Below are 22,006 nucleotides of genomic sequence, written 5' to 3' on the forward strand. Positions count from 1 at the left end.
TCCGTGCGTCTTATGGGGTTGTCAGAACGATCAGAGCGAGTGGAACGGCAGGCCGGCGTCGGCGACCAGCTCGTCGGAGGTGTCCGGCGGCAGCAGGCTGGCGGTGCCGTCGGAGACCGGGACGATGCCGAGGTCGAGCAGTTCGGCCATCGCGGCGCCGCCGGCCAGGTCGCGGACCTGGAGCTGGTAGCGGGCGGTGGTGCGGTAGGTGCCGCCGGAGTCGTCCGAGACCTTCTGCAGGAAGCCGGAGTCGACCAGGAACAGCACGGCCTTGGCGACGATGCCGATGGTGGAACCGGAGAGCCGGCGGGCGTCCTTGGTGGCGCCGGTGGCGGTGCGCCGGGCCCAGACCCGCCAGGCGGCCTCCAGACCGGGGGCGTCGGAGGCCGGGTCGGTGTTGGCGCCGTCGGCGTCGGCCCGCTCCTCCAGCCGGCGGCAGGCCTGGCGGACGAAGGAGTCGACGCCGTTGACGGTGATCCGGCCGAGGTAGCCGTCGTCGGCGAGGTCCTCGGGGCGGGGGAAGGCCATCGCGGCGACGGCGAGGTGCGCCAGGCCGTGCAGGAAGCGGTCGGTGGACTCGGAGGCGGCGCGACGCGAGTAGTCGCCCATCCGGACCGCGAACAGCGACTCCTCGGCGGCGGCGACGGCCATGCCGGCCCGCGGCGAGACCTCCAGGACGACCAGGCCCATGCCGGTGGCGATGGCGTCGGCGAGGCGGGCGAACGGCGGGTCCTCACGGTGGCGGCGGACGAGTTCGGCGTACTCGGCGTCGCGGGCGGGGAGCAGCTTGGCCTGGAGGCCGAAGGAGACCAGCCGGGCGGCGTCGGCGACGTCGGCCGGGGTGATCGGCGCGGGGGCCGCGGGTTCGCTCTCGGCCGCCCAGGACGTGTCGGGGTGGGTCGTCACGGGCGGTGCTCCTCGGGGGTGGCGCGGTGGTTACGGTTCGTCAAGGTGGGTGTCGGGGCAGTCGCTGCCCGGCCGGTCAGCCGGCGTCCTTGCGGTCGGCGGCCATGCCGACCGCGTCGAGCAGGGCGCTGCCGACGATCAGGTCGGCGCCGCCGAACTCCCGGTCGCGCAGCGGGGTTCCGTCGTCCACGGCGAACAACAGCCGCTCCTCGCCCTGGCGGTAGGCGGTGCCGACCGGCGGGCTGGCCGCGTGCACGGCCAGCAGGGCGACCAGGTACGGGAGTTCGGGATCCTGCCGGCGGGCGTCCGCGAGCAGGCCGGAGAGCCGGCGGGGGGCGTCCGGGGGCAGGTCGAGCAGTTCCTGGGCGGCTTCCAGCTGGGCTTCGGAGAAGCGGCTGTCGTCCGGGGTGGCGACCAGGTCCGGGTCGGGCAGTTCGGCGCCGAGGTGCTCGCGCTCGACCGGCGGGGTGAGCAGCAGGTCGACCAGGTCGGCGACCCGGACCGAGACGGGCGTGCGCAGTCCGGCTCCGCGGGCGAAGAAGGCGCCGGTGGGGCGGACGGCCTGCTCTATCGGCAGCCGCAGCACGGGGGCGAGCAGCTGGCCGTAGAGGTCGATGCCGCTGCGGGCGCCCGGGGTGGCGAAGGCCTGCCGGTCCTGTTCGGCGCGGAACAGCGGGCCGGCCTCCAGCAGTCGGGTCTGCAGCTTCGTGTGGCGGCGGATGCAGTCCTTGACGATGTCGAGCAGTTCGGCGGCGCGGCGCTTGTGCTCGGCCCCCTCAGGGGTGTGGGGCTCGGCCTCGTCGCGGGCCTTGCGGATGTTGGTGAGAATCGCGTTCTCGTGCCGGTAGCGGTCGGCGATGTGGTCCAGCGCCTCGTCGATGAGGTCCGGGACGGCCTGCATCCAGTCGACCGCGCGGACGTTGCGGCGGGTGGCGTCGAGGGCGCGGCGCAGCGTCTCGGCGTACTGGACGGTGCGGTAGCGGGCCTGCTCGGCGGCCAGCTGGGCGTCGGCCAGCCGGCCGCGGCGGATCAGCACCTCCAGCTTGACCTCGGCGGCGATCTGGGCCGAGGTGACGTCGGTGTCCAGCGCGCCGACCAGGACGTTGACGGCCTCGTCGGTGGTGCGCAGGTAGACGCCGCCGTCGGGGCCGGGGACCTCCTCGATCAGCTTGAAGTCGTAGTCGCGGCGGACGTACTCGCCGTCCGCGCCGAAGGTGCCGTAGACGGCGCGGAAGCCGCGGTCCACGCTGCCGACGTTGATCAGCGACTCCAGCACCCAGCGGGCGACCCGCTCGTGCTCGGCGGCGGGCCGGCGCGGGGCCTGGGCGGCGACCCGGGGCAGCAGCCGGGCGAGCACTATGTCGCGGTCGGCGCCGGTGTCGAAGTCCATGTGCAGGGTGACCAGGTCGATCGCGGCGAGGCCGACCTCGGCCATCGCGTAGCCGCCGTACTCGCCGGCCAGGTTGACCTTGCGGTTGTCCAGGTCGTGCAGCGGGGCGGTGCAGGCCAGCGCCTTGAGCCGGCGGGCCAGGCCCTCGTCGGCGGCGGGGCCGGGCGCGGGCCGCGGGGCGGGCACGGCGGCACCGGCGGCCGGGCGGAGGCCGGGCTCGGTGGGCGGGTCAGCGATGACGGTCACGGTGGACAAGATTAGGGGTTCGCACCGACATCGACCGAAACGGACCTTGCGGACGGGTCCGTCGGCAGGTCGGACCGCCCGTCCGGGAGGCATTCAGAACGTGGTTTCGACGGGATCCCGCCATTCCCGAACCGATATTCGGGAAACCCGTGAAGGCCGTGCGGGGCAGCCGTGATGATCGACCTATGATCACCCGACTCGCGAAAGCGGGCCTCGCGGCCGCGCTGTCCGTGACCGTCCTCACCACCGGCGCCGCCGTCGCCACGGCCGCGCCGACCGACGGGCCCGGCCCCTCGGCGCAGCACGTGACCGCGTCGCTGAACGGCTACCTGCCGAGCACCACCCCGCCCGGGCCGGGCCAGTTCTCGGTCGGCTGGACGTCCTCCGGAACGAGCGACCTCACCGGGCCGACCCACATCACCCTCGACCTGCCGGCCGGGCTCACCACCGGGATCGGCATGTTCTACTCCACGCCGTACGACTACACCTTCACCGAGTCGGTGTCGCCGGACGGCCGCCACCTGGACGCCGTGCTGACCGGCACCCGGCGGGTCGGGTTCTCCGAGTTCATCAAGGCCCGGGTGTACGGCGACGTCTCCCAGGCCTCCGGCCAGATCGTGGAGACGGTGAGCAATCCCAACGACACCGACCCGACCGGCCACATCTCGGTCGTCAACCTGGACGGCAGCACGCCCGCGCCGGCCGTCCAGGCGCCGCCGACCGTGTCCGGCGTCGACACCACCACCGGACCGGGCGCCGGCGGCACCTCGGTGACGGTCAGCGGGAGCGGCCTCACCCACGGGATGGTGCTGGTCGGCGGCGTCCCGGCGACGGGCGGCTGCACCGACACCGCCTGCACGGTGACCACGCCGGGCGGCTCGGGCAGCGCGCCGGTCAGCGTGGTGACGCCCGGCGGTACGGCCGTGGCACCGACCGCCTTCGACTACACCGGCGCCCCGCCCCCGGCGCCGCCCGTGCCGGTGGTCGGCGCCCTGTACCCGGCCACCGGGTCGGTCGCCGGCGGCAACATGGTCGGGATCCCGGGCACCGACCTGACGGGCGGCTCGGTGCTGTTCGGCGGGGTGCCGGCCGACCACGTCTCCTGTGGTCCGAAGTTCTGCTCGGCGTTCCCGCCCCCGGCGGCCCAGCCCGGGCCGGTGGACGTGACGGTGACCACGGCGGGTGGGACCAGTGCGCCGGTGACGTACACGTACACCGCCTAACCGTTCGCTCCACGGATGCCCGGGGCCGCCGGTCGGCGCCCGGGCATCCGTGCGTCCGTGCGTCCGGACGTCCGGACGTCCAGGCGTCCGTGCGTCCCGGCGGACGCTCAGAGGCGAGTTGAACACGTTCAAATAAGGGGTCTACAGTCGGTCGTACGCAGTCGGGACAAGGCCCGCCTGCACGATCGGCATGGGCGCGCGCCCGGCGCGCGCGGGAGGTGTGCGAGATGGACGGCGACCCTGCGGTCATCCTGCGGCGGGTCCGGCACTGGCTCCGGTTCTTCCTGGTCTGCCTGGTGCTGAGCGGGCTGACCGCCTTCCCCTTGGAGACCGAGACCCGCTGGCTGGTGGAGTTCACCACCGGCCCGGCCGCCCCGCTGGCCGACCACGTCCCGGCCGTCACCGCCTGGTTCGAACGGGTCCACACCGGGATCGCCGAGACCAACCGGCACTACCCCTTCCTGGCGTACGGCACCGACTGGCTGGCCTTCGCCCACCTGGTGATCGGCGCCGCCTTCTGGGGGCCGCTCAAGGACCCGGTCCGCAACATCTGGGTGATCCGCTGGGCGGTGCTCGCCTGCGGCGCGGTGATCCCGCTGGCACTGATCTGCGGACCGCTGCGGGGGATTCCACTCGCCTGGCGATTCATCGACATGTCGTTCGGCGTCTTCGGCGTCATTCCCCTGCTGATCGTGCTGCGAGCGCTCCGTCCGCTGGAACGTTCCTTCCAACAGCGCCTTGCCGCCCACTGAGTCGACGGCCCCGGGGCGCCGCCCTGGGGCGCGTGATCGAAGGCTGCGCGCCGGTGGTCCCGTCGGCCGTCCGGGTCACGGACACCGGGCTTCACCGCCAGGCCCTACCATCTGGCTCAACAGCTGCTGGGAGGCGGACGGGCGTGGCCGATGCGGTGATCGATCTCAATGCGGACCTCGGTGAGGGGTTCGGACGCTGGACCCTGACCGACGACGAGGCCCTGCTGTCCGTGGTGACCAGCGCGAACGTCGCCTGCGGCTTCCACGCCGGGGACCCGTCGACGATGCGCCGGGTCTGCGCACTGGCCGCCGAGCGCGGTGTCCGGATCGGTGCCCAGGTCTCCTACCGCGACCTGGCCGGCTTCGGCCGCCGCGCGATGGACGTCCCACCGGAGGAACTGGCCGACGAGATCGCCTACCAGATCGGCGCGCTCCAGGTCTTCGCCCGCGCCGCCGGCTCCCGGGTCTCGTACGTCAAACCGCACGGCGCCCTCTACAACCGGGTGGTCACCGACTCCGAGCAGGCCGAGGCGGTGGTGGCCGGCGTGCTGCGGGCCGGCGCGGTCAGCGACGGACCGCTGCCCGTCCTCGGACTGCCCGGCTCCCGGCTGCTCGCGGTCGCCGAGGGCGTCGGACTGCCGGTGGTCGCCGAGGCCTTCGCCGACCGCGCCTACACCTGGGCCGGCACCCTCGTCCCGCGGCGCGAGCCCGACGCCGTGGTGCACGACCCGGAGTCGGTGATCACCCGCGCCGTCGGCATCGCCCGGGACGGCTCGGTGGAGGCCGTCGGCGGCGACCGGATCGCGGTCGAGGCCCGCTCGCTCTGCGTCCACGGCGACACCCCCGGCGCTGCCCAGCTCGCCTGGCGGATCCGCGGCGCCCTCGCCTCGGCCGGGGTCCGGGTGGAGGCCTTCACGTGACGGACGGCGGGGCCGCTCCGGTACGGCGGGTGGGTGAGCGGGCGCTGCTGGTCGAGCTCCCGGGCACGGCCGAGGTCGCGGCACTGTACGGCTGGCTGCGCGAGCGGCAGGCCGCCGGGGAGCTCGGCGAGGTCGACGAGGTCGTGCCCGCCGCCCGCACCGTGCTGCTGGACGGCGTCGCCGACGTCGCCGCGGTCGCGGCGCTGCTGCGCGCCGCCCGCCCGACGGCGGCCGCGGCGACGGGCGGGCGGCTGGTGGAGGTGCCGACGGTGTACGACGGCGCCGACCTGGCGGAGGTCGCCGCGCTGTGGGGCGTCTCGCCGGAGGCCGCGGTCCGGATCCACACCGAGCCCGAGTACGTGGTCGCCTTCTGCGGCTTCGCGCCCGGCTTCGGCTACCTCACCGGGCTGCCGCCGCGGTACGAGGTGCCGCGCCGGGCCACCCCGCGCAGCGCCGTCCCGGCCGGCTCGGTGGCGCTGGCCGGGCGGTACACCGGCGTCTACCCGAGCCCGTCGCCCGGCGGCTGGCAGCTGATCGGGCGGACGGCGCTGCCGCTCTGGGACACCGCGCGGGAGCCGGCGGCACTGCTGGCGCCGGGGGTGCGGGTCCGGTTCACGGTGCGGCGGGCCTAGGGCAGTCGGCGGGCCTGGCGGGGCCGACCGGCCTAGCGGGACCGACGGGCCTAGCGGGACCGACGGGCCTAGCGGGGCCGACCGGTCTAACGGGGGCCGACGGGCCTGCCCAACAGCACGTCGGCGATGACCCGTTGGGCCGGATCCAGCACCGTCTCCCCGTCCTCAGCGTCCCAGACCGCGTTCTGCAGCACCCGGGCGAGCGTCCACGCCGCCGCCACCTCGCCGTCCAGCCCCAGCGCCTCCACCAGCAGGTCGAAGCGCCGCCGCACCGCCCGGGCCGGGTCACCGGTGGCGGTGACGTCCGTCCAGCGGTTGCGCAGGGCGGGCAGCAGCTCGAAGCCGGGGTGTCCGGCCAGCGGCTTGGGGTCGATGGCCAGCCAGGGCGCCCGCCCGGTGCCCGGCAGTGGGGCGAGGACGTTGCCGTGGTGCAGGTCCCAGTGCAGCAGCCGGTCGCCCGGCTCGGCGCGGACCGCCCGCACGGCGGCCGCGCAGTCGGCGAGCAGCCGCCGCTCGTCGGGGTCGGCGTGGGCGGCGGCCGCCGCCGGGGCCCTCAGCAGCAGGCCGTCCGCCAGGTGCGCCAAGGAGCGCAGCCCGGGCGGCGCCTGACGATTCGTCAATTCCCCCAGCAGTTCGCCGATCACGCGCAGCGCCGCGAGGTCGTCCGGCACCGAGAGCAGCGAGCGCGACGGGTCCAGGCCCTCCAACAGCATGGCGCCGGAGGCCGGTTCGTGGTCGAGCAGCCGGACGGCACCGCGCCCGCCCCAGGCCCGCAGGGCGAGCGGCTCGCCCGCCGTCTCCTCGTCCACCGGCTGGAGCTTGAGCGCCGCGGGCGTGCCGTCGGCGCGGCGCACCGGCAGCACCAGCCCCACCACGCCGTGCGCCGCCGGACCGTCCTGGCGCAGCTCCCAGCGTTCGATCAACTCGGCGGCGAGGAACGGGAGTCGGGCCGCCCAGGCGAGCCCGTCCGGGCCGAGGTGGTGGGCCAGCGAAGCGGCCAGTGCGGGCGGGACGACGACGGACGGCATGCGGGCTCCTCTCGACCGCCGCCGGTCAGGCCGGACCGAGCGCCGCGGCGGCCTCCGCAGCGTATCCGTCCGGGTTGTCGAGCATGATGTTGTGCCCGCAGTCCGGCACGGCGACCACCCGCACCCCGGCCGCGCGCAGCCCGTCGGCGCCCACGGGCTCACCGTCGGCCGCCGGGTGCAGGAAGGTGCGCGGGAGGTCCAGGGCGACCAGCAGTTCGCGCATGGTCGGCTCACTGCCCCGGGCGAGGTGCACGGCGCTGCGGTGGAGCGCCTCCGGTCCGGCCAGCCGCATGGTGGACCACCAGGACGGGCCGACCCGCTCGGCGACCTCGGCGCGGCCGCGGTCCAGGAACTCCGCCTCGGTGTAGCCCGAGATCCCGCTGCTGCCGATCCGCTGCCGGTCGGGGGCGATCGGGTCGAGGTTGGCGTCCACCAGGAGCAGCCGGGAGACCAGCCCGGGGTGCCGGTGCGCCAGGACGATCGCGATCGCGCCGCCCATGCTGTGGCCGACCACCTCGACCCGGCTCAGCCCGGCGGCCGCGACCGCCGCCGCGACCGCGTCGGCGTGCGCCTCCAGGGTGTACGGGAAGTCCGCGGGCCGGTCGCTGATGCCGAAGCCGAGCAGGTCGAGCAGCAGCGAGCGGCGCCCGGCGAGCAGCGGGTGGGTGGCGGCGGCCGCGAAGTAGACCGGGGAGGTCGCACCGAGGCCGTGCAGGTGGAGCCTGGCGGGTTCGGCGCCGGGCAGTTCCACCCAGCGGATCCGGTCACCGCTCGGCGTGACGACGGCGTCGCGCATGCGTTCACACTCCTGTGCTGTCGATGGTGCTGTCGATCGGGAATCGCCGAGGCCAGACCATACCTCGAAGTCGAGGTACAACAGAACCGATATACCGATGCCCCGAGGCACGGATCTGAGAGAGTGGCCCCATGCTGAAGCTCGCGATCCTCGGGTTCCTGTACGACCGGCCGCTCCACGGCTACGAGCTGCGCCGCCACCTCGCCGCGCTCACCGGCCACATCCGCCCGATCAGCGACGGCTCGCTCTACCCCGCGATCAAGCGCCTGGAGGCCGACGGCCTGCTGGTGCGCGAGACCGAGCCCGGCAGCGCCGCCGCCCCCCGGCACACCCTGCACCTCACCCCGGCCGGCCGCCGGGCGCTGCTCGACCGACTGCGCGCACCCGAGCCGCTGGACATCAGCGACGGCAACCGCTGGACCACCCTGCTCTCCTTCCTCCGCCACCTCGACGAACCGGCCGCCCAGGCCGCCGTGCTCCGCCGACGGCTGGACTTCCTCGCCGAGCCGGCCAGCTTCTACTACGAGGGCGACCGCCCGCTCCGCGCCGAGGAGTTCGGCGATCCGTTCCGACGCGGCCTGCTGCTCACCGCCCGGGCCACCACCGAGGCCGAGGTCTCCTGGCTGAGCTCCGCCGCGGCGGAGCTGGAGGGTCTCGCCCGAGGCTGACGGACCGGCGGACGAATGAACCGGCGGACCGGCGGACTGCCCGATTCCGCCCCCGCCGTCCCGCCCCCCGTGTTCCGATGACAGGCATGGGCAACGACACGCACAACAGCGACGAACGACGCGAGGGCTACACGGGCACCGGCGCCGGCGCGATCACCCCGGACGGCTGCGCCGTCGAGGTCTGGACCCGCCTCCCCGCGGGCGACGCACCGGAGGTGATCGAGGCGGCCGTCCCGCCCGGCGCCCGGATCCTCGAACTGGGCTGCGGCGTCGGCCGGATGACCCACCCGCTGGTCGACCGCGGCTTCACGGTCACCGCCGTGGACGAGTCCGCCGAGATGCTGGCCCGGGTACGGGAGGACGTCCGCACGGTGCGCAGCCCGATCGAGCGGCTGGACCTCGGCGAGCGCTTCGACGTCGTGATGCTCGCCTCCTTCCTGGTGCACGCCGGCGACGAGGCCGTCCGCCAGGGCCTGCTGGAGACCTGCCGCCGCCACGTCGCCGAGGACGGCTGCGTGCTGCTGCAGCGCGAGGGCGAGGACTGGCACCTGAACGTGCCGCGGGAGAGCCGGATCGCCGGGACGGACGGGCTGTCCCGGATCCTCTCCACGACACCGGTCGGTTCCGGGGTGCATTCCGTCCGCGCGGAGTACGTCTTCCCGGACGGCACCTGGACCCAGACGTTCCTCTCCCGTCCGCTCACCACGGCGGCCTTCGAACAGGCGCTGGACGAGGCCGGTCTGCGGGTCGAGACCTACCTGACCGAGGACCGCACCTGGGTCCGGGCCCGGCCGACGGGCTGATCCGGAGCGGCCCGGGTACGAGCCCGGCTGCGGACCCGGTGCGGACCCGGTGCGCAAAGTCCGGTTAAAGGGTGAACAAAGAACTGTTACCTTCACCCCGTACCATCGGCCGCGCGCCGGGCCCGTGCGCGGCCCCGGGTCGCGCGGGTCGCGGACGTCCGCACGCCCGCTCCGACCCGCGAGGACCCGCCCATGCCGCAGCCGCGCCACACCCGCCCGATACCCCTGGCGGGTGTCCGGTGATCGACTGGTTCCACGGGGCCGTGCTCGGCCTGATCCAGGGGCTCACCGAGTTCCTGCCCGTCTCCTCCAGCGCCCATCTGCGGGTGTTCTCCGCCCTGTTGGGCTGGGACGACCCGGGCGCGGCCTTCACCGCCGTCACCCAGCTCGGCACCGAGGCCGCGGTCCTGATCTACTTCCGCCGGGACATCGCCTCGATCGTCCGGACCTGGGCGCTGTCGCTGTTCCGCCCGGCCCTGCGCTCCGACCCGGACGCCCGGATGGGCTGGTTCGTGATCATCGGCACCCTGCCGATCGCCGTCCTCGGCAAGCTGTTCCAGCACTCCATCGAGACCCACCTGCGCGACCTGCGGATCATCGGCACCACGCTGATCGTGTTCGGCCTGGTCCTGGCCCTCGCCGACCGCACCCGGGCCGTGCGCCGGGCCCGTCCGATCACCGACCTGACCCTGCCGCACGCGGCCGCCTACGGCTTCGCCCAGGCGCTGGCGCTGATCCCGGGCGTCTCCCGCTCCGGCGGCACGATCAGCGCGGGCCTGCTGCTCGGCTACAGCCGGGAGGCGGCGGCCCGCTACTCCTTCCTGCTCGCGATCCCGGCCGTGCTCGCCTCGGGCACCCTGGAGCTTTTCAAGATCGGCGAGGGTCCGGCCCCGGCCTGGGGGCCGACCGTCCTGGCCACCCTGATCGCCTTCGCGGTCGGCTACGCGGCGATCGCCTGGTTCCTCAAGTACATCTCGAACAACAGCTTCATCCCGTTCGTGGTGTACCGGGTGCTGCTCGGCGCACTGATCATCGGACTGGTGGCCGGCGGCGTCCTGGCCCCGGATGCGGGCTCGGTCAAGTAGAACGCCGTTCCACAGCAGTGGGCCGGGACACCGTCGGGTGTCCCGGCCCACTGGAACGTCGGCAACCTAGCGCCCGAACTCCCGGGCGGCGGTCAATCGGCCGCGGACGGCGGCGTGGACCTCGGCCTCCTCGGCCGGGTCGGCGGCGAGCCTTCGCAGCCGCTCCAGCACACGCGCGTCGCCGGTGGTGGCGACATGGCGCGCGGCGAGCTCGCGGGTGGACTCCTCGCAGTCCCAGAGGCACTCGACGGCGGGCCCCTCGGGGAAGTGCACATCGGTCACGGCGAGCGCCCGGGCGGCGCGGCCGCGCAGTTCGGAGGAGGCGGCCTCCCCGTAGATGTGGCGCAGGACCGGGACGGCGTCGGCGGCGGCCAGCCGCCCCGCACCGTCGACCAGCGACCCCAGGCCGGTACCGCTGACCCCGCGCACGGAGATCCAGCGGCGCAGCCCGGCCACCACCAGCGGCGCGTCGGCCGGCTCCCCGGCGTCCGCGAGCAGGCGCACAGCGGTCTCGCCGAGCGCGCTGTCCGCTCCCCCGCTGGCCGGGTCGGCCCAGCGACGGGCCTGGACCAGCACCTCGGGACCGCGCATCCGGCCGAGCAGCTCCAGAGCGGCCCGGACGATCCGGTCGTCCACATCAGCTGCAGCGGCCTCGATCAGTTCGAGGGCGGCCGGATCGTGCTGGTCGACCAGGTAGCGCAGGGCGGCCCGGCGGGCACCGGGCAGACCGTCGCGGGCGGCCTCCAGCAGGACCGGACGGTCCTCGGGGCGGACCACGGCGGTCAGACAGCGAGCGGCCGCGGCGGCCCGGCGGTCCACGGCGTCGGGGCCGGGCCCGTCCTCGTCGGCGCGCACCGGCTCGGGGCGGCTCAGGAAGGCGTCGGCGCCGAGGTCGCCCAGCCGGCCCTGGTCGGCCCAGGCCAGCACGTCGGTGGTGGACCAGCCCGGGGTGACCCCGCCGCGGTTGAGCTGGCGCTGCCAGAGGTCGAAGGGCGACTGCTCGCTGGCGGCGGCCACTCTCGGGTGGTAGGCGGCCCAGAGCCGCCAGGGGCGGGGCTCGTAGGCGTTGCGGATGAACTCGCGCAGCTCGGCGTCGCCCTCGGGGCCCGGCGCGAAGTGGTCCAGCACGGCGGTGCCGAGCAGCAGCAGGCCCCGGTCGTCGTCGCGCAGGGCCAGCTCGTCGAGGGCCCAGGCCCAGTTGGCGCCGGTGGCGGCGTACTCGCGCAGCATCAGCAGCGCGTCGCGCCGGCCGTACGCGGCGAGGTGGCCGAGGACGGAGAGGACGAGGCCGGTGCGGCTCTCGTCGTCGCTGACGAGGTCCTCGGCGGAGTGGAGGTGGTCCTCGATGCCGTCGAGGGGGGCCTCCAGCTCCATGTACAGGCGGGCGTAGTAGAGGGAGCGGCTCTCGACCTGCCAGTCGGCCCGCGGATCCCTGGTGACGCACTCCTCCAGCGCGGCGATGGCCTCGGCACGGTCGGCGGCCAGCGCGTGGAGCTGCCCGTCACCACGGCCTCGCTGAAGGAGGCCTAGGAGGCTGGCACTAGGTGCTATCACTGGCTCGAACATGAGGTCAGCATCCGTTGCGGCGGTCGTAGTGGCAACGGGATTTCCGTCGCCGGGGTCTCTGGATCTTTACTGCGGTGGGCGCCCGGGCGCCGGAATCACCGAAGGTTACCGCCTCGGACCCCCTTCCGCACACAGGGCGACGAAGGCCGCTGCCACAGTGGCATATGCCACTGGAACTTTGCCTGCGTTCTGTCCAAATCGCCCACACCGGTGCGAACCCTGTGCGACAGTCGTCTCACCACCCCCCGACCCGCGTACGGCGGGCCGCATCGAGCGATGGACCGCCATGAACATGCCCTTAGGCACCGCTCGCCCGCCGGACCCCGCCACGGCGGCCGGCCCCCGGGCGGGCACGGACCACGTCGTCGGCACCGCGGGCGGCGCCGACGACGGCTGCGACAGCGGAACGGACGGCAGAGTGGACGGCACGGCGCGGGAGCCGTCCGGCTTCCTCCACAACGGCGGCACCGCCCACGACAACGACCGCGCCGTCGGCTCGGCCGAGTGGGACCTGCTCACCGACGACGTCCGCTGGACCGCGGAGACCTACCTCCTCCTCGGCTGCGATCCGCGGCACGGCCCGCTCAGCCTCGACCGGCTGCCCGACCGCCTCCCCGAGGCGGACCGGCCGGTGCTGCGCCGGATGATGACCGACGCCCTGGTGCACGGCCGCCCGGCCGCGGGCACCCTGCGGATCAGCCGCCCCGGCGGACGGCACGACGACGTCGAGTGCGCGGGCGAACCCGTCCTCGGCGCCGACGGCACCGTCACCGCGCTGCGGATGCTGCTCCGGAAGGCCTGACCCCTCCTTCCGTCCCTCCGCCCGCCGCGCCGGACCCCGTCCGGCTCACCACCGACCGTCCCCCGCCCTCCTCACGTCCGCCGTGGTCGGTTCTTGGCGTCCGCCGCGCGCAGCTCCCGGCCGAGCTCCGCGCGCAGCTCGTCCACCACCGGCAGTCCCCGGTAGCGGGCGGTCAGCCGGTACATCTCGCGCAGCCGGTCCCAGGTCCGGTGCGAGGAGTTCTGGCCGATCAGGTTCAGCACCATCTTGGCCTGGAACTCCGCCGCGTCCGGCTCCCCGGTGATCCAGTGCACCGAGGCCAGGGTGATCCGGTCGAACAGCGCCGAGCGCAGTTGCCCGGTGCCCTCCCGCAGGGTGATCACCCGCTCCGCGTGCCGCCGCGCCCGCGGGGCCGCCGCCGGGTCGTGCTCGGCCAGGGTGCGCAGCACCAGCGCCTGCATGCCGCGCAGTTCGGCCTCGTCGAAGACCTGCATCCAGGACGGCGGCGGCTCCGGCGCGTCCTCGGCGAACAGCTCCTCCGCCTCGCCCAGCAGCCGGTAGGTGTCCTGGCCGTGCCCGATCGAGGCGTGCGCCCAGGCCTCCACCGTGTTGAACATCGCGCGCGTCCTGGGCAGCAGCAGGCCGCCCCCCGCCTTGGCCGCCGACATCAGCTCGATCGCCTCGTCGGCCCGGCCCAGGTGCACCATCTGCCGCGCGGCCCGGGAGATCGCCTCGCCGGCCCGCGGCCGGTCGCCGGCCTCCTTGGCCGCCTCGGCCGCCATCATGAAGTACCGCTGGGCGGTGGGCTCCAGACCCACGTCGTGCGACATCCAGCCGGCCAGCACCGCCAGGTTGGCCGCGACCAGCCACAGCCGCCGCTCCACCACCGGCGTGTGGCGGTGCGTCAACAATCCGCCCACCTCGTTGAGTTGACCGACCACCGCCTTGCGCTGGAGCCCGCCGCCGCGGGCGGCGTCCCAGGCCCGGAACACCTGCACCGAGTGCTCCAGCGACTCCACCTCGTCGAGCCCCACCGGGCCCGCGTCGTACACGTCGACCACCGGGCGCGCGGCGCTCCCGGTGACCAGTTGGCGCGGGCCGGGCACGGAGGCCGCGTACGCGACCGCGTCCCCGCCCAGCCAGCCCTTCAGCGAGTCGGCGACGACCGCCCCGGCCGTGAGCGCGGCTCCGGCGCCCACCAATCCACGTCGGTTCAGCATGAGGTCCATTCCCGTGAACTCGGTGAGGACCGCGGCTGTTCGATCCGGCGTCCACGGCACTGCTGCGGACGGCTCCGCTCCGGACCTGGTGGGCCGGTGTCGTTCCAGACCGAGGTCCTCAGTGGTGACGACACGTCCGAGCCGCTCCGTGAACACGGCCGCCAGCACCCTCGGCACGGGATCGCGCGGGATCTCCCCCTGCTCGATCCACCGCCGTACCCTCGAAGTGTCGGTGGACAGTTGCTGCTGTCCCAGCGCGGCACCCCGACGGTTGACCAGCCGGGCCAGTTCGCCCTTGGACCATCCGGTCAGGACGAACAGATCGGCGAGTCGGGTGTTGGGTTCCCTGCTCAAATGAAGCCCCCAGGTTCCTCGGCACCTCCGAGGCTAGAGGCTCCGGCAAGTGCCAGGCGAGCATTCGCCACCGTTCGCCAGGGCCCGCCAGACTACTAAGCCAGTGCCTGAGGGGTGTGTTGTAGGAATGCGCCACCGCGCCCCTCGGGTCCGGCGGCGTCCCACCAGGGCCTGGGCATTCCCCCGACCGTGGCACGGGACGCTCCCGGTCCTCACCCGAGGGGGTGGCGCGGCCGGGTGGCGCGGGGGCGCCGGGCACGGCCACGGCAGTCCGGTCGGTCGCATTCCCCAGGGTGCGGACGGCCGGAGCGCCGTCGAACCGGGGTTCCGACCCCGCGTCCGTGCCCGGCGCCCGCGCACCACCCGCCGACGACCGAAGCAGGGCCGCCGTCACGCCAGGAAGCTCGCGGCACCAGCCCTCCCCCGCCCCGCGGGGCGCACCCGCAGACGGACCGGAAGGGACCACCCTCAGCCCATGTACTCCTCAGCGACGACCCCCACGCCGACCGCGACCCGAACGGCGCTGCGCCCCCCCACCGCAGCCGCCGGCCGTCCCGGCCCCAAGCAGGTGCCCCCGGCGAGCCGCCCGGTGGCCCCGCGCGGCGCCGAGGGCCGGGTCACGGACGCCCGGGTCCCGGCCGGCCGTACGGCGCTGGGGCTGCGCGGCCCCGAGACCGCCCCGCCGCCCGGCCACCGCCTCCCGCTGGCCCGGCAGGCGGACGGCCAGGTGCTGCGTGCCCGGCGGCCCGGCCAGCCGGGCGGACCGGAGCGGATCGACCCGTCGGCGCTGCAGACGCCGTCGGTACGGGCCGCCCTGGGGAGCATCGCGCGGATATGTCCGGCGTTCACCCCGCGTCAGGTCCTGCGCGAGGGCAGCCGCCACATCCTGGTGGCGGGCACCATCGGGCGGGCGCCGGTGGTCGCCAAGTGCCTGGCGCCGCAGGCGGTGCGGAGTGAGTACTTCGAGCAGCTGGTGGCCGATTTCCACCACGAGGTCGCGGTCTACCGGGCGTTCGTCCGGCACCGCCCGCCGGTGCGGCTGCCCCGGCTGGTCGCGGCCGACCACGACCGCTGCGTGCTGGTCATGGAGCGCATTCCGGGGCGCCCGGCGGCCCGCGAGCGCCACCCGGTCAACGCGCCCACCCCGGGCGAGGTGCGGGCGCTGCTCGGCGCCGTCCGGACGCTCAACCTCTGGCGGCCGCCGAGCGACGTGTTCCAGCCGCGCCTGGACTACCAGATGGAGATCGCCCGCTACCACTCGGTGGGCCAGCTCACCGACCGGGACGCCGGCGACCTGCGCGGCCTGCTGCACGGGCTGGGCAACACCCCGCTCCAGCTGTGCCACGGCGACGCCCTGCTCAGCAACATGCTGCTGGCGCCGTCCGGCCCGGTGCTGGTCGACTGGGAGCAGGCCGGCTGGTACCTGCCGGGCTACGACCTGGCGGTGCTGTGGAGCGTGCTCTCCGGCGACACCGCCGCCCGCCGCCAGATCAGCCAACTCGCCCAGAGCGGCGGCACGATGGCCCGGGACGCGTTCCTGGTGAACCTGGTGCTGGTGCTGATGCGGGAGATCCGGCTGTACGACGTGCCGGGCGCCGGCGAGGAGCAGCGGATCATGATCCGCCGGCTGTACGACGACGCCGCGCTCGCCCGTCGCGCGGTCCGGGCCGCGGTCGGCACCCGCTGACCGACGGGCCGTCCCCCCGGCTGACGGGCTCCTACCGCCGGGCGGCCCTCACGGCCGGGCGCCGCGGGCCAGGGCGGCCCGGCCGGCGGTGTCCAGGACGCTCTCCTCGGGCGCCAGGTGCACCCGGCTGCTGAGCACGTCCCGCAGGTAGCGCTCCAGCGGGTGCCGGCGGCTCAGCCCCGGGTTGCCGGTGAGCGCCACGGCCTGCTGAACGGCCGTGGTGGCGGCCCGGGTGGCCAGCAGGTGGGCCGGTCCGGTCCGGGCGACGGCGTCCGGTTCGCCCCGGTCGACCCGGGCGGCCAGGCCGTGCACGAGTTCCTCGGCGCCGATCAGCTGGGCGTCGATCTCGCCTAGTGCGGCGCGGTAGCGCGGCAGGGTGCCGAGCGGCTCGGTCAGGTTGGCCGGAGTGCGCTGGTTCAGGAAGCGGACCAGCCAGGCCTCGGCGGCCCGGGCGACCCCGATCGCCACTGCGGCGAGGGCCAGATCGTGCCAGGCGCGGGCGAGTTCGGCCGCCACGCCGTCCGCGTCGTCCGCCCGATCGGGTGTGCGCAGGCCGAGGGCGAGTTCGACCGGGACCGTCACCCCGTCGAGGACGACGTCGTGGCTGGCGCTGGCGCGCAGGCCGAGTTGGTCCCAGGTCGGGTCGATCTCCAGGCCCTCGCTCTCGCCGCGCACCAGGAAGGTGCCGACCCGCGGCTCGGGTTCGTCCGTCCGCGCCGTGACGGCCATCCAGGCCAGCGCCTCGGCGCCGGTGCAGTAGGTCTTCCGGCCCGTCAACTGCCAGCCGTCCGCGCCCCGTCGGGCGACCGTGCCGGGCAGCGCGTCCGTTCCGCCGCCGGGCTCCGCCCGCAGCGTGTTGACCAGCGCCGGCCCGCGCCGGGACTCGGTGAGCAGCCGCCGGTAGCCGGCCGCCGGCCAGCTCGCCCGGCGGGCCTGCTCGGCGTGCTGGAGCAGGGTGAAGGCGGTGACCACGGCCACCGAAGCGTCGCCGCGGCCGAGTTGGGCCAGCACCCGGACGGTGTCGGCCAGCGTGCCGCCCGCTCCGCCGTACCGCTGGGAGACGGTCAGGGTGAGCAGCCCGGCCTCGTGGACGGCCTCGATGCCCTGGTACGGGAAGGTGGCGTCCCGGTCGTGCTCCTCGGCGCGGGCGGCCAGCAGGTCGACCACCCGGGGCAACCCGGCCAGGGCGGCCTCGACCGCCGAGCGGTCAGAGGCCGCGGATCCCGCCGCCGGGGTCGACGGCGCCGGGGCCGACGGCGCCGGGGCCGGCGGCGCGGGATGACCGGAATCCGTCGGTGCGGGGCGCGGTGCGGTTCGAGATGCGGATCGATGCGCGGATCGGGAACGATCGTTCGACGAGCGGTCGTCGGCAGCGGTGGTCGTCATGGTGCTGGTGCCTCCGGGCGGCAGCATGGGCTCAGCGGGTACGGGCGGCACGCCCTGACGGCGCGCGGAACCGGTCGGCGGCCCCGGAGGCCGGTCGCTCGACCCGACCCCCGGTCTCGGCGCCGACCCGGTCCGGTCGGTCGCCCGCCGCCACGGGGACGAGATCCCCCTCAGCGGCCCGGACACACCGCGCTGGCGGTCCGACACAGGTCCAGATGCCTGCGACGGGTCAACAGCGGGAGACGGCACGGCATGTCCGCGACTGTACGAACCGTTGATCGATACCGTCAAGCAGCGTCCGGGTCCCGGGCGGGCCCGGTCAGCCCTGCTGGAACATGTCGGCCGGAAGCGGCTTCAGCAGCTGATACAGGTCGTCCGAAATCGGTCGGTCCCAGGACGCGATGGTGACCAGGACGCCGTCGCTGCGGCCGAACTGGGCGCAGAACACGCGTTCCTCGCTGACCTTGACCTTCTTCACGATCAGCAGGTCGTCCCCGAGCATGACCGGGAAGTCCTCGGCCGAGACGAACTCGACCGGCTCGTCGTTCTCCAGCGCCGCGAGCAGCTGGCGCACCTCGAAGGGCACCTCGTCGCCGGTCTCCCGCGCGGGCGACCCCTCGGGGAGGTTGCCGATGAACATCGCCGGCCCTCTGCCGCCGAACAGGTCGTAGCGCAGGAAGATGCCCTGGCAGGAGCCGTCCGGGCCGGTCATCATGGCCGCACCGAAGTCGCCGGGCCAGTCACCCGGGTCCATCGCGAGCACGTCGAAGTCCGGGCCGGCGGGCTGTCCGGAGCGACGGCGGAGAAAAGACATGGGAACATCGTACGTGTCCGGCACACCACACTCGCGAGGCGGGTGGGGCACCGACGGGGGACCGGCGGGAGGTCGACGCTCAGAGACCAATGTTGACTCTGAGCAACCGTCCGGGCTACGTTCGGTTCAGCACGGCAGCCGTTCTGGGTTTCACCCTCCGGGGGGACGGCATGTCGCAACGCGGCCCTACACGCGTATCCCTCACTGTGCACTTGTCGTGCCGAACTGCCGAGCACCCAGCTTCGTCGTCGCACACAGCACAAACACACAAGCCAACAGTTCCACTGCAGTTCCGTGCAACAAGAGCCAGATCCGCGGGGCCCCGGCCCGTCGCTCCCGTGGATCTGCTCGGGACGCCGCCGCGTGGGGGCGTGCGGGTCCCGAGCAAACGGTGCCGTTTCCGAGTCGCTCTCGGCGTCGGCGCCAGCCTCCCGGCGACTGCCGGCCCTTCGTGGGCCGGGACCGGCCGACGCACCCCGGTGCGCAGGGGATGACTGGGAGGTAGGCCTGGCAGCTGCCGGGCCGCACAGCAGGCGCCGTGTCTGGCCGCGTGGGGGCGGTGGGCACGGCGTCTGCCTGTGCTCATACTCTGAGCTGCGTTTGTCTAACAGTCAACAGAAATTCTGACGGGGCACGCTCAAAAGATCATCAGTTGTGATGTTCGGTGCCGAAATCATCGGCGGCGCCGGGACCCGCGTCGCCCTGCCATCGACCCGTCGTCGGCCCGCGTCGCCCCGCCATCGACCCGGAACCACCTGCGGAGCGGTCCCGAGACTGCGCGTCCTGCCGCAGTTCGGGCCGCTCCGCGACGCGCCCGGACGGCGCGCGGCTGGCTCGGGCGTGGACTCAGGTGAGGTCGAACTCGCCGTCCCGGGCGCCGAGCACGAAGGCCCGCCACTCGGCCGGGGTGAAGACCAGCACCGGCCCGTCCTCCTGGCGGCCGTCCCGCATCCCGATGTACCCGTCCACGAACGCGATCTGGACATCCCCGACCCCCTGGCTGCTGCACAGCCACTCGGCCCCGGTGAAGTCCACCCTCGGCTTGCCGTTCGGCGCGAGCGCCGGCTCGACGCCGACCTCGGCGGTGTTCGCCCCGATGTCCGTCCCGCTGTTGACTGCCACTGACCGATCTCCTCCCGACGGAATTCCACGGCCAGCCTAGCCACACCCCCGGGGCCCGGTCAGCGGGTTGACGAGGACTCCCCCGAGGGCTGCCCCGAGGACTCCGCCTGCTCCCCGGCCGGGGACGTCCCGGGGTGGGGAGCAGGGCCGGTGGAGAAGCGCTCGGGGCGCAGTGGGGCGTGTCCCGACCGGCGGGGCCGCGGGCAGCTGCCAGAGTGCTGCCAGGACGCGCTCGTGACCCGTCCGTGCCCCGCCCACGACGCACCCCGCGCCCCGCACCCCGCCCACGAACTCGCCCCATCCCGACCCACCTCGCCCCAGGGAGCAGCCGATGAGCCGCCGGGACGGCACCCGCGCCGACGTCATCCCCATCTCAGACGCCCCCTCGGCCCACCCGCCGGCGCCCCGCACCCCGCCCTCGGCCACCCCGCTGCCCCGGCCCACCCCGGCGCGGACCGCCGTGCACGGCCGGGTCGGGATCGTCCTGGTCTCGCACAGCCGGGAACTGGCCACCGCCGTACGGTCCCTGGCGCTCACCCTGACCGGATCCGACTCCCCCGCGCCGCTCGCCGCGACCGGCGGCGACCCGGCCGACGGACCGGGCATCAGCGCGGTGCTGGTGGCCGCCGCCACCCGGCGGGTCGACCAGGGCCACGGCGTGGTGGTGCTCGCCGACCTGGGCAGCGCAGTGACCACCGTGCGGGCCCTGCTGTCGGAGGCCGACGAGCACGGCCTGCCGTTCCCGGTCCGCTTCGCCAACGCGCCGTTCGTGGAGGGCGCGGTCGCCGCCGCGGCGACCGCCACCGCGGGCGGGGACCTGGCCGCCGTGCTGGACGCGGCCGAGGAGGCCTACCGGCAGCAGAAGGGCTGAGCCCGACCGCCCCGGGCCCGCGGGGCTGCCGGGCTACCGGGCTACGGGTGTTCCCGGCCGTCCAGGGTGAAGACCGCCGGGCCCTTGCACTCCAGCGCGTGGCGCAGCCGGTCGTGCTCGGAGTCGATCATCGGCGGCAGCTCGTCCAGCGCGAACCAGCCCACCTCCAGCGACTCGTCGTCGTTCACCCGGGCCTCGCCGCCGACCGCCCGGCAGCGGAAGGTCAGCACCAGGTACTGCGTCACGTCGCCGTTCGGGTAGCTGATCGGCGGCGTGACGGTGGCCGAGGCGAGCAGCTCGGGCACCACCACCACACCGGTCTCCTCCTGGCACTCGCGCACCACGCCGTCGGCGGGCTGCTCGCCCGGGTCGAGGATGCCGCCGACGGACGCCCACCGGCCGTCGTCGGCCCGGCGGGCGAGCAGCACCCGCTGCCGGTCGTCCACGACGACGGCGGCGACGGCGCTCAGCCAGAGCGGGTGGTTGCCCACGAAGGTGCGGAGTTCGGCGAGGAAGGGAGGAATGGCCATGCGGCGCAGCCTATCGAGCGGGTCGCCCGCACTCCTCGTCCAGTGGGCGGGTGGCGGACGGGCGGAACGCGGCGAGCACCGTGCGGCCGAGGATGCGCAGGTCGAGCCGGAGCGAGCGGTGCTCGACGTACCAGAGGTCGAGTTCGGCCCGGGACGGCGGGGTGAGCGGGCGGTCGGCGTGCAGTTGGGCCCAACCGGTCAGTCCGGGCCGTACGGCGAGGCGGCCGCGCTCCCGGCCGGAGTAGCGGAGCACCTGCTCGGGCCGGTCCGGGTGGGGGCCGATCACGCCCATCTCGCCGCGGGCGACGTTCCACAGCCGGGGCAGCTCGTCCAGGCCGGTGCGGCGCAGCAGGGCGCCGAGCCGGCCGTGCGGATCGGTGCGGAAGCGCAGGATCCGGAACTCGCGCCCGTGCCGTCCGGTGCGGGTCTGCCGGAGCAGCACCGGTCCGGTGGTCCCGCAGCGGAGCAGGACGGCGATCAGCAGGGCCAGTGGGAGCGCGACGACGGCGGCCAGGGCGGCGACGGCGAGGTCGCCACCGCGTTTCATGAGGCGGACACGGCGATATCCGGTCTGCCGCTCATCACTCCCCCTTCAGGGCGTTCCGAGCCGCCAGAACGCATTCACAGTAGAGGGGGGACGAAGCCGCTGTCCGGGAATGGCGGAAGAAGAGCGCAGAGAATTGTCGGATGAGCTGGAATTCGGTCGTTCTGACCAATTTCGATCGATCTGTTGATCAATCGCACGGACCGCGCGGACGTGCCCGGGAGCACCCGGAAGGCCTCCGCCCGACCGGCGGTCACCCCGGCCGTCAGAGCGTGGCACCCCGCCGACGGAGCACCCCGAAGGCGATCCGGCCGAGCAGCAGGACCCCCGTCGCCAGGCAGCCGGCCACCGCCATCGCCCAGGCCGGACCGTCACTGTCCGGAACGATCACGGCCACGACGATGCCCAGCGCGAGACAGGCCAAGCCCGTCACCGCCAGCGGAATCCGGTGGGTGACCAGGGCTCCGCCACTGCACGCGCGGTTCCAACGGGTCGCACCGTGCAGGTGGAAGGGATCACGGTCCGCATCTGCCATGAGCCCAAGGTACCCCGGGCCGGGCCCCGGGGCAGCCCGCAGGGAGTGAAGGCCCGGACACGCTCCGCAAGGCCGCTCCAGGGGTGCTCCCGGCCTGCGGACACGTGTGCATGCTCCACAATCAGTCCACGAAAAATCCTCGTCCCC

General features: G+C 74.5%; 23 protein-coding genes. 10 read left to right on the top strand and 13 right to left on the bottom strand.

From position 1 onward, the window contains the following. Positions 1-30 precede the first annotated feature (30 nt). Positions 31-906, bottom strand: coding sequence for a hypothetical protein (locus ABTZ03_RS28690; protein ID WP_350515998.1), 876 nt, complete (start codon positions 904-906; stop codon positions 31-33). 76 nt (positions 907-982) lie between these two features. Continuing rightward, positions 983-2,482, bottom strand: a complete 1,500-nt coding sequence (locus ABTZ03_RS28695; protein ID WP_350516046.1) for a hypothetical protein — start codon at positions 2,480-2,482, stop codon at positions 983-985. A gap of 245 nt (positions 2,483-2,727) precedes the next feature. Between ABTZ03_RS28695 and ABTZ03_RS28700 the strand changes: the two genes are divergently transcribed. From ABTZ03_RS28700 to pxpB, 4 genes are all read left to right on the top strand, one after another. Next, positions 2,728-3,765 (top strand): IPT/TIG domain-containing protein, encoded by a 1,038-nt coding sequence (locus tag ABTZ03_RS28700; RefSeq protein ID WP_350515999.1) that lies wholly within the window; start codon positions 2,728-2,730, stop codon positions 3,763-3,765. Positions 3,766-3,992: 227 nt separating this feature from the next. Further along, positions 3,993-4,517 (top strand): hypothetical protein, encoded by a 525-nt coding sequence (locus tag ABTZ03_RS28705; protein ID WP_350516000.1) that lies wholly within the window; start codon positions 3,993-3,995, stop codon positions 4,515-4,517. Between the two features lie 143 nt (positions 4,518-4,660). Further along, entirely contained in the window at positions 4,661-5,437 is a 777-nt protein-coding gene (locus ABTZ03_RS28710) for a LamB/YcsF family protein (RefSeq protein ID WP_350516001.1), read from the top strand. Beyond that, positions 5,434-6,069, top strand: a complete 636-nt coding sequence (gene pxpB, locus ABTZ03_RS28715) for a 5-oxoprolinase subunit PxpB (protein ID WP_350516002.1) — start codon at positions 5,434-5,436, stop codon at positions 6,067-6,069. Before ABTZ03_RS28710 ends, pxpB begins: the two co-directional genes overlap by 4 nt. Before the next feature lie 86 nt (positions 6,070-6,155). Here the strand turns inward: pxpB and ABTZ03_RS28720 are convergent, their stop codons facing one another. Together ABTZ03_RS28720 and ABTZ03_RS28725 are read right to left on the bottom strand one after the other, a co-directional pair. Then, complete coding sequence (locus tag ABTZ03_RS28720) at positions 6,156-7,097, bottom strand: aminoglycoside phosphotransferase family protein (protein WP_350516003.1); 942 nt, start codon at positions 7,095-7,097, stop codon at positions 6,156-6,158. Positions 7,098-7,122: 25 nt separating this feature from the next. Then, positions 7,123-7,893 (bottom strand): alpha/beta fold hydrolase, encoded by a 771-nt coding sequence (locus ABTZ03_RS28725; protein ID WP_350516004.1) that lies wholly within the window; start codon positions 7,891-7,893, stop codon positions 7,123-7,125. A gap of 131 nt (positions 7,894-8,024) precedes the next feature. On the opposite strand from ABTZ03_RS28725, the gene ABTZ03_RS28730 reads away from it, so the two are divergent. From ABTZ03_RS28730 to ABTZ03_RS28740, 3 genes are all read left to right on the top strand, one after another. After that, the gene (locus tag ABTZ03_RS28730; protein WP_350516005.1) at positions 8,025-8,561 is read left to right on the top strand and encodes a PadR family transcriptional regulator; all 537 of its coding nucleotides are present in this window, start codon (positions 8,025-8,027) and stop codon (positions 8,559-8,561) included. Positions 8,562-8,647: 86 nt separating this feature from the next. Continuing rightward, positions 8,648-9,364, top strand: coding sequence for a class I SAM-dependent methyltransferase (locus ABTZ03_RS28735; protein ID WP_350516006.1), 717 nt, complete (start codon positions 8,648-8,650; stop codon positions 9,362-9,364). 242 nt (positions 9,365-9,606) lie between these two features. Beyond that, positions 9,607-10,449 carry an undecaprenyl-diphosphate phosphatase gene (locus ABTZ03_RS28740; RefSeq protein ID WP_502894615.1) on the top strand — a complete coding sequence of 281 codons (843 nt, stop codon included), beginning with the start codon at positions 9,607-9,609 and terminating at the stop codon, positions 10,447-10,449. A 66-nt stretch (positions 10,450-10,515) separates the two neighbouring features. Here ABTZ03_RS28740 and ABTZ03_RS28745 read toward each other — a convergent pair whose 3' ends face one another. Beyond that, positions 10,516-12,015, bottom strand: coding sequence for a HEAT repeat domain-containing protein (locus ABTZ03_RS28745; RefSeq protein WP_350516008.1), 1,500 nt, complete (start codon positions 12,013-12,015; stop codon positions 10,516-10,518). A 286-nt stretch (positions 12,016-12,301) separates the two neighbouring features. On the opposite strand from ABTZ03_RS28745, the gene ABTZ03_RS28750 reads away from it, so the two are divergent. Further along, entirely contained in the window at positions 12,302-12,817 is a 516-nt protein-coding gene (locus tag ABTZ03_RS28750; RefSeq protein WP_350516009.1) for a hypothetical protein, read from the top strand. A 71-nt stretch (positions 12,818-12,888) separates the two neighbouring features. On the opposite strand, the gene ABTZ03_RS28755 is transcribed toward ABTZ03_RS28750, so the two are convergent. Then, positions 12,889-14,370 carry a DNA-binding protein NsdB gene (locus ABTZ03_RS28755; protein WP_350516010.1) on the bottom strand — a complete coding sequence of 494 codons (1,482 nt, stop codon included), beginning with the start codon at positions 14,368-14,370 and terminating at the stop codon, positions 12,889-12,891. 475 nt (positions 14,371-14,845) lie between these two features. On the opposite strand from ABTZ03_RS28755, the gene ABTZ03_RS28760 reads away from it, so the two are divergent. After that, positions 14,846-16,057, top strand: coding sequence for an aminoglycoside phosphotransferase family protein (locus ABTZ03_RS28760; protein ID WP_350516011.1), 1,212 nt, complete (start codon positions 14,846-14,848; stop codon positions 16,055-16,057). Positions 16,058-16,105: 48 nt separating this feature from the next. Here the strand turns inward: ABTZ03_RS28760 and ABTZ03_RS28765 are convergent, their stop codons facing one another. The 4 genes from ABTZ03_RS28765 to ABTZ03_RS28780 all read right to left on the bottom strand — a co-directional run bounded on the left by ABTZ03_RS28765 (position 16,106) and on the right by ABTZ03_RS28780 (position 19,292). Then, entirely contained in the window at positions 16,106-17,224 is a 1,119-nt protein-coding gene (locus tag ABTZ03_RS28765; protein ID WP_350516012.1) for an acyl-CoA dehydrogenase family protein, read from the bottom strand. Positions 17,225-17,613: 389 nt separating this feature from the next. Continuing rightward, a complete protein-coding gene (locus ABTZ03_RS28770) occupies positions 17,614-17,697 on the bottom strand; it encodes a putative leader peptide (RefSeq protein ID WP_350516047.1) in 84 nt (27 codons plus the stop codon). A 65-nt stretch (positions 17,698-17,762) separates the two neighbouring features. Next, complete coding sequence (locus ABTZ03_RS28775; RefSeq protein WP_030288620.1) at positions 17,763-18,257, bottom strand: hypothetical protein; 495 nt, start codon at positions 18,255-18,257, stop codon at positions 17,763-17,765. Between the two features lie 846 nt (positions 18,258-19,103). Beyond that, positions 19,104-19,292, bottom strand: a complete 189-nt coding sequence (locus tag ABTZ03_RS28780; RefSeq protein ID WP_360243590.1) for a DUF397 domain-containing protein — start codon at positions 19,290-19,292, stop codon at positions 19,104-19,106. A 418-nt stretch (positions 19,293-19,710) separates the two neighbouring features. Between ABTZ03_RS28780 and ABTZ03_RS28785 the strand changes: the two genes are divergently transcribed. Then, complete coding sequence (locus ABTZ03_RS28785; protein WP_350516013.1) at positions 19,711-20,250, top strand: PTS-dependent dihydroxyacetone kinase phosphotransferase subunit DhaM; 540 nt, start codon at positions 19,711-19,713, stop codon at positions 20,248-20,250. Between the two features lie 41 nt (positions 20,251-20,291). Here the strand turns inward: ABTZ03_RS28785 and ABTZ03_RS28790 are convergent, their stop codons facing one another. The 3 genes from ABTZ03_RS28790 to ABTZ03_RS28800 form a co-directional block, all read right to left on the bottom strand. Next, positions 20,292-20,780, bottom strand: coding sequence for an NUDIX hydrolase (locus ABTZ03_RS28790; protein WP_350516014.1), 489 nt, complete (start codon positions 20,778-20,780; stop codon positions 20,292-20,294). 10 nt (positions 20,781-20,790) lie between these two features. Continuing rightward, complete coding sequence (locus tag ABTZ03_RS28795; RefSeq protein ID WP_350516015.1) at positions 20,791-21,327, bottom strand: sugar transferase; 537 nt, start codon at positions 21,325-21,327, stop codon at positions 20,791-20,793. A gap of 262 nt (positions 21,328-21,589) precedes the next feature. Continuing rightward, positions 21,590-21,859: a hypothetical protein gene (locus ABTZ03_RS28800; RefSeq protein WP_350516016.1), complete on the bottom strand. Its 270-nt coding sequence runs from the start codon at positions 21,857-21,859 to the stop codon at positions 21,590-21,592. Between the last annotated feature and the right edge of the window lie 147 nt (positions 21,860-22,006).

It is taken from the genome of Kitasatospora sp. NPDC096077 (genome assembly GCF_040303245.1).
Classification (GTDB): domain Bacteria; phylum Actinomycetota; class Actinomycetes; order Streptomycetales; family Streptomycetaceae; genus Kitasatospora.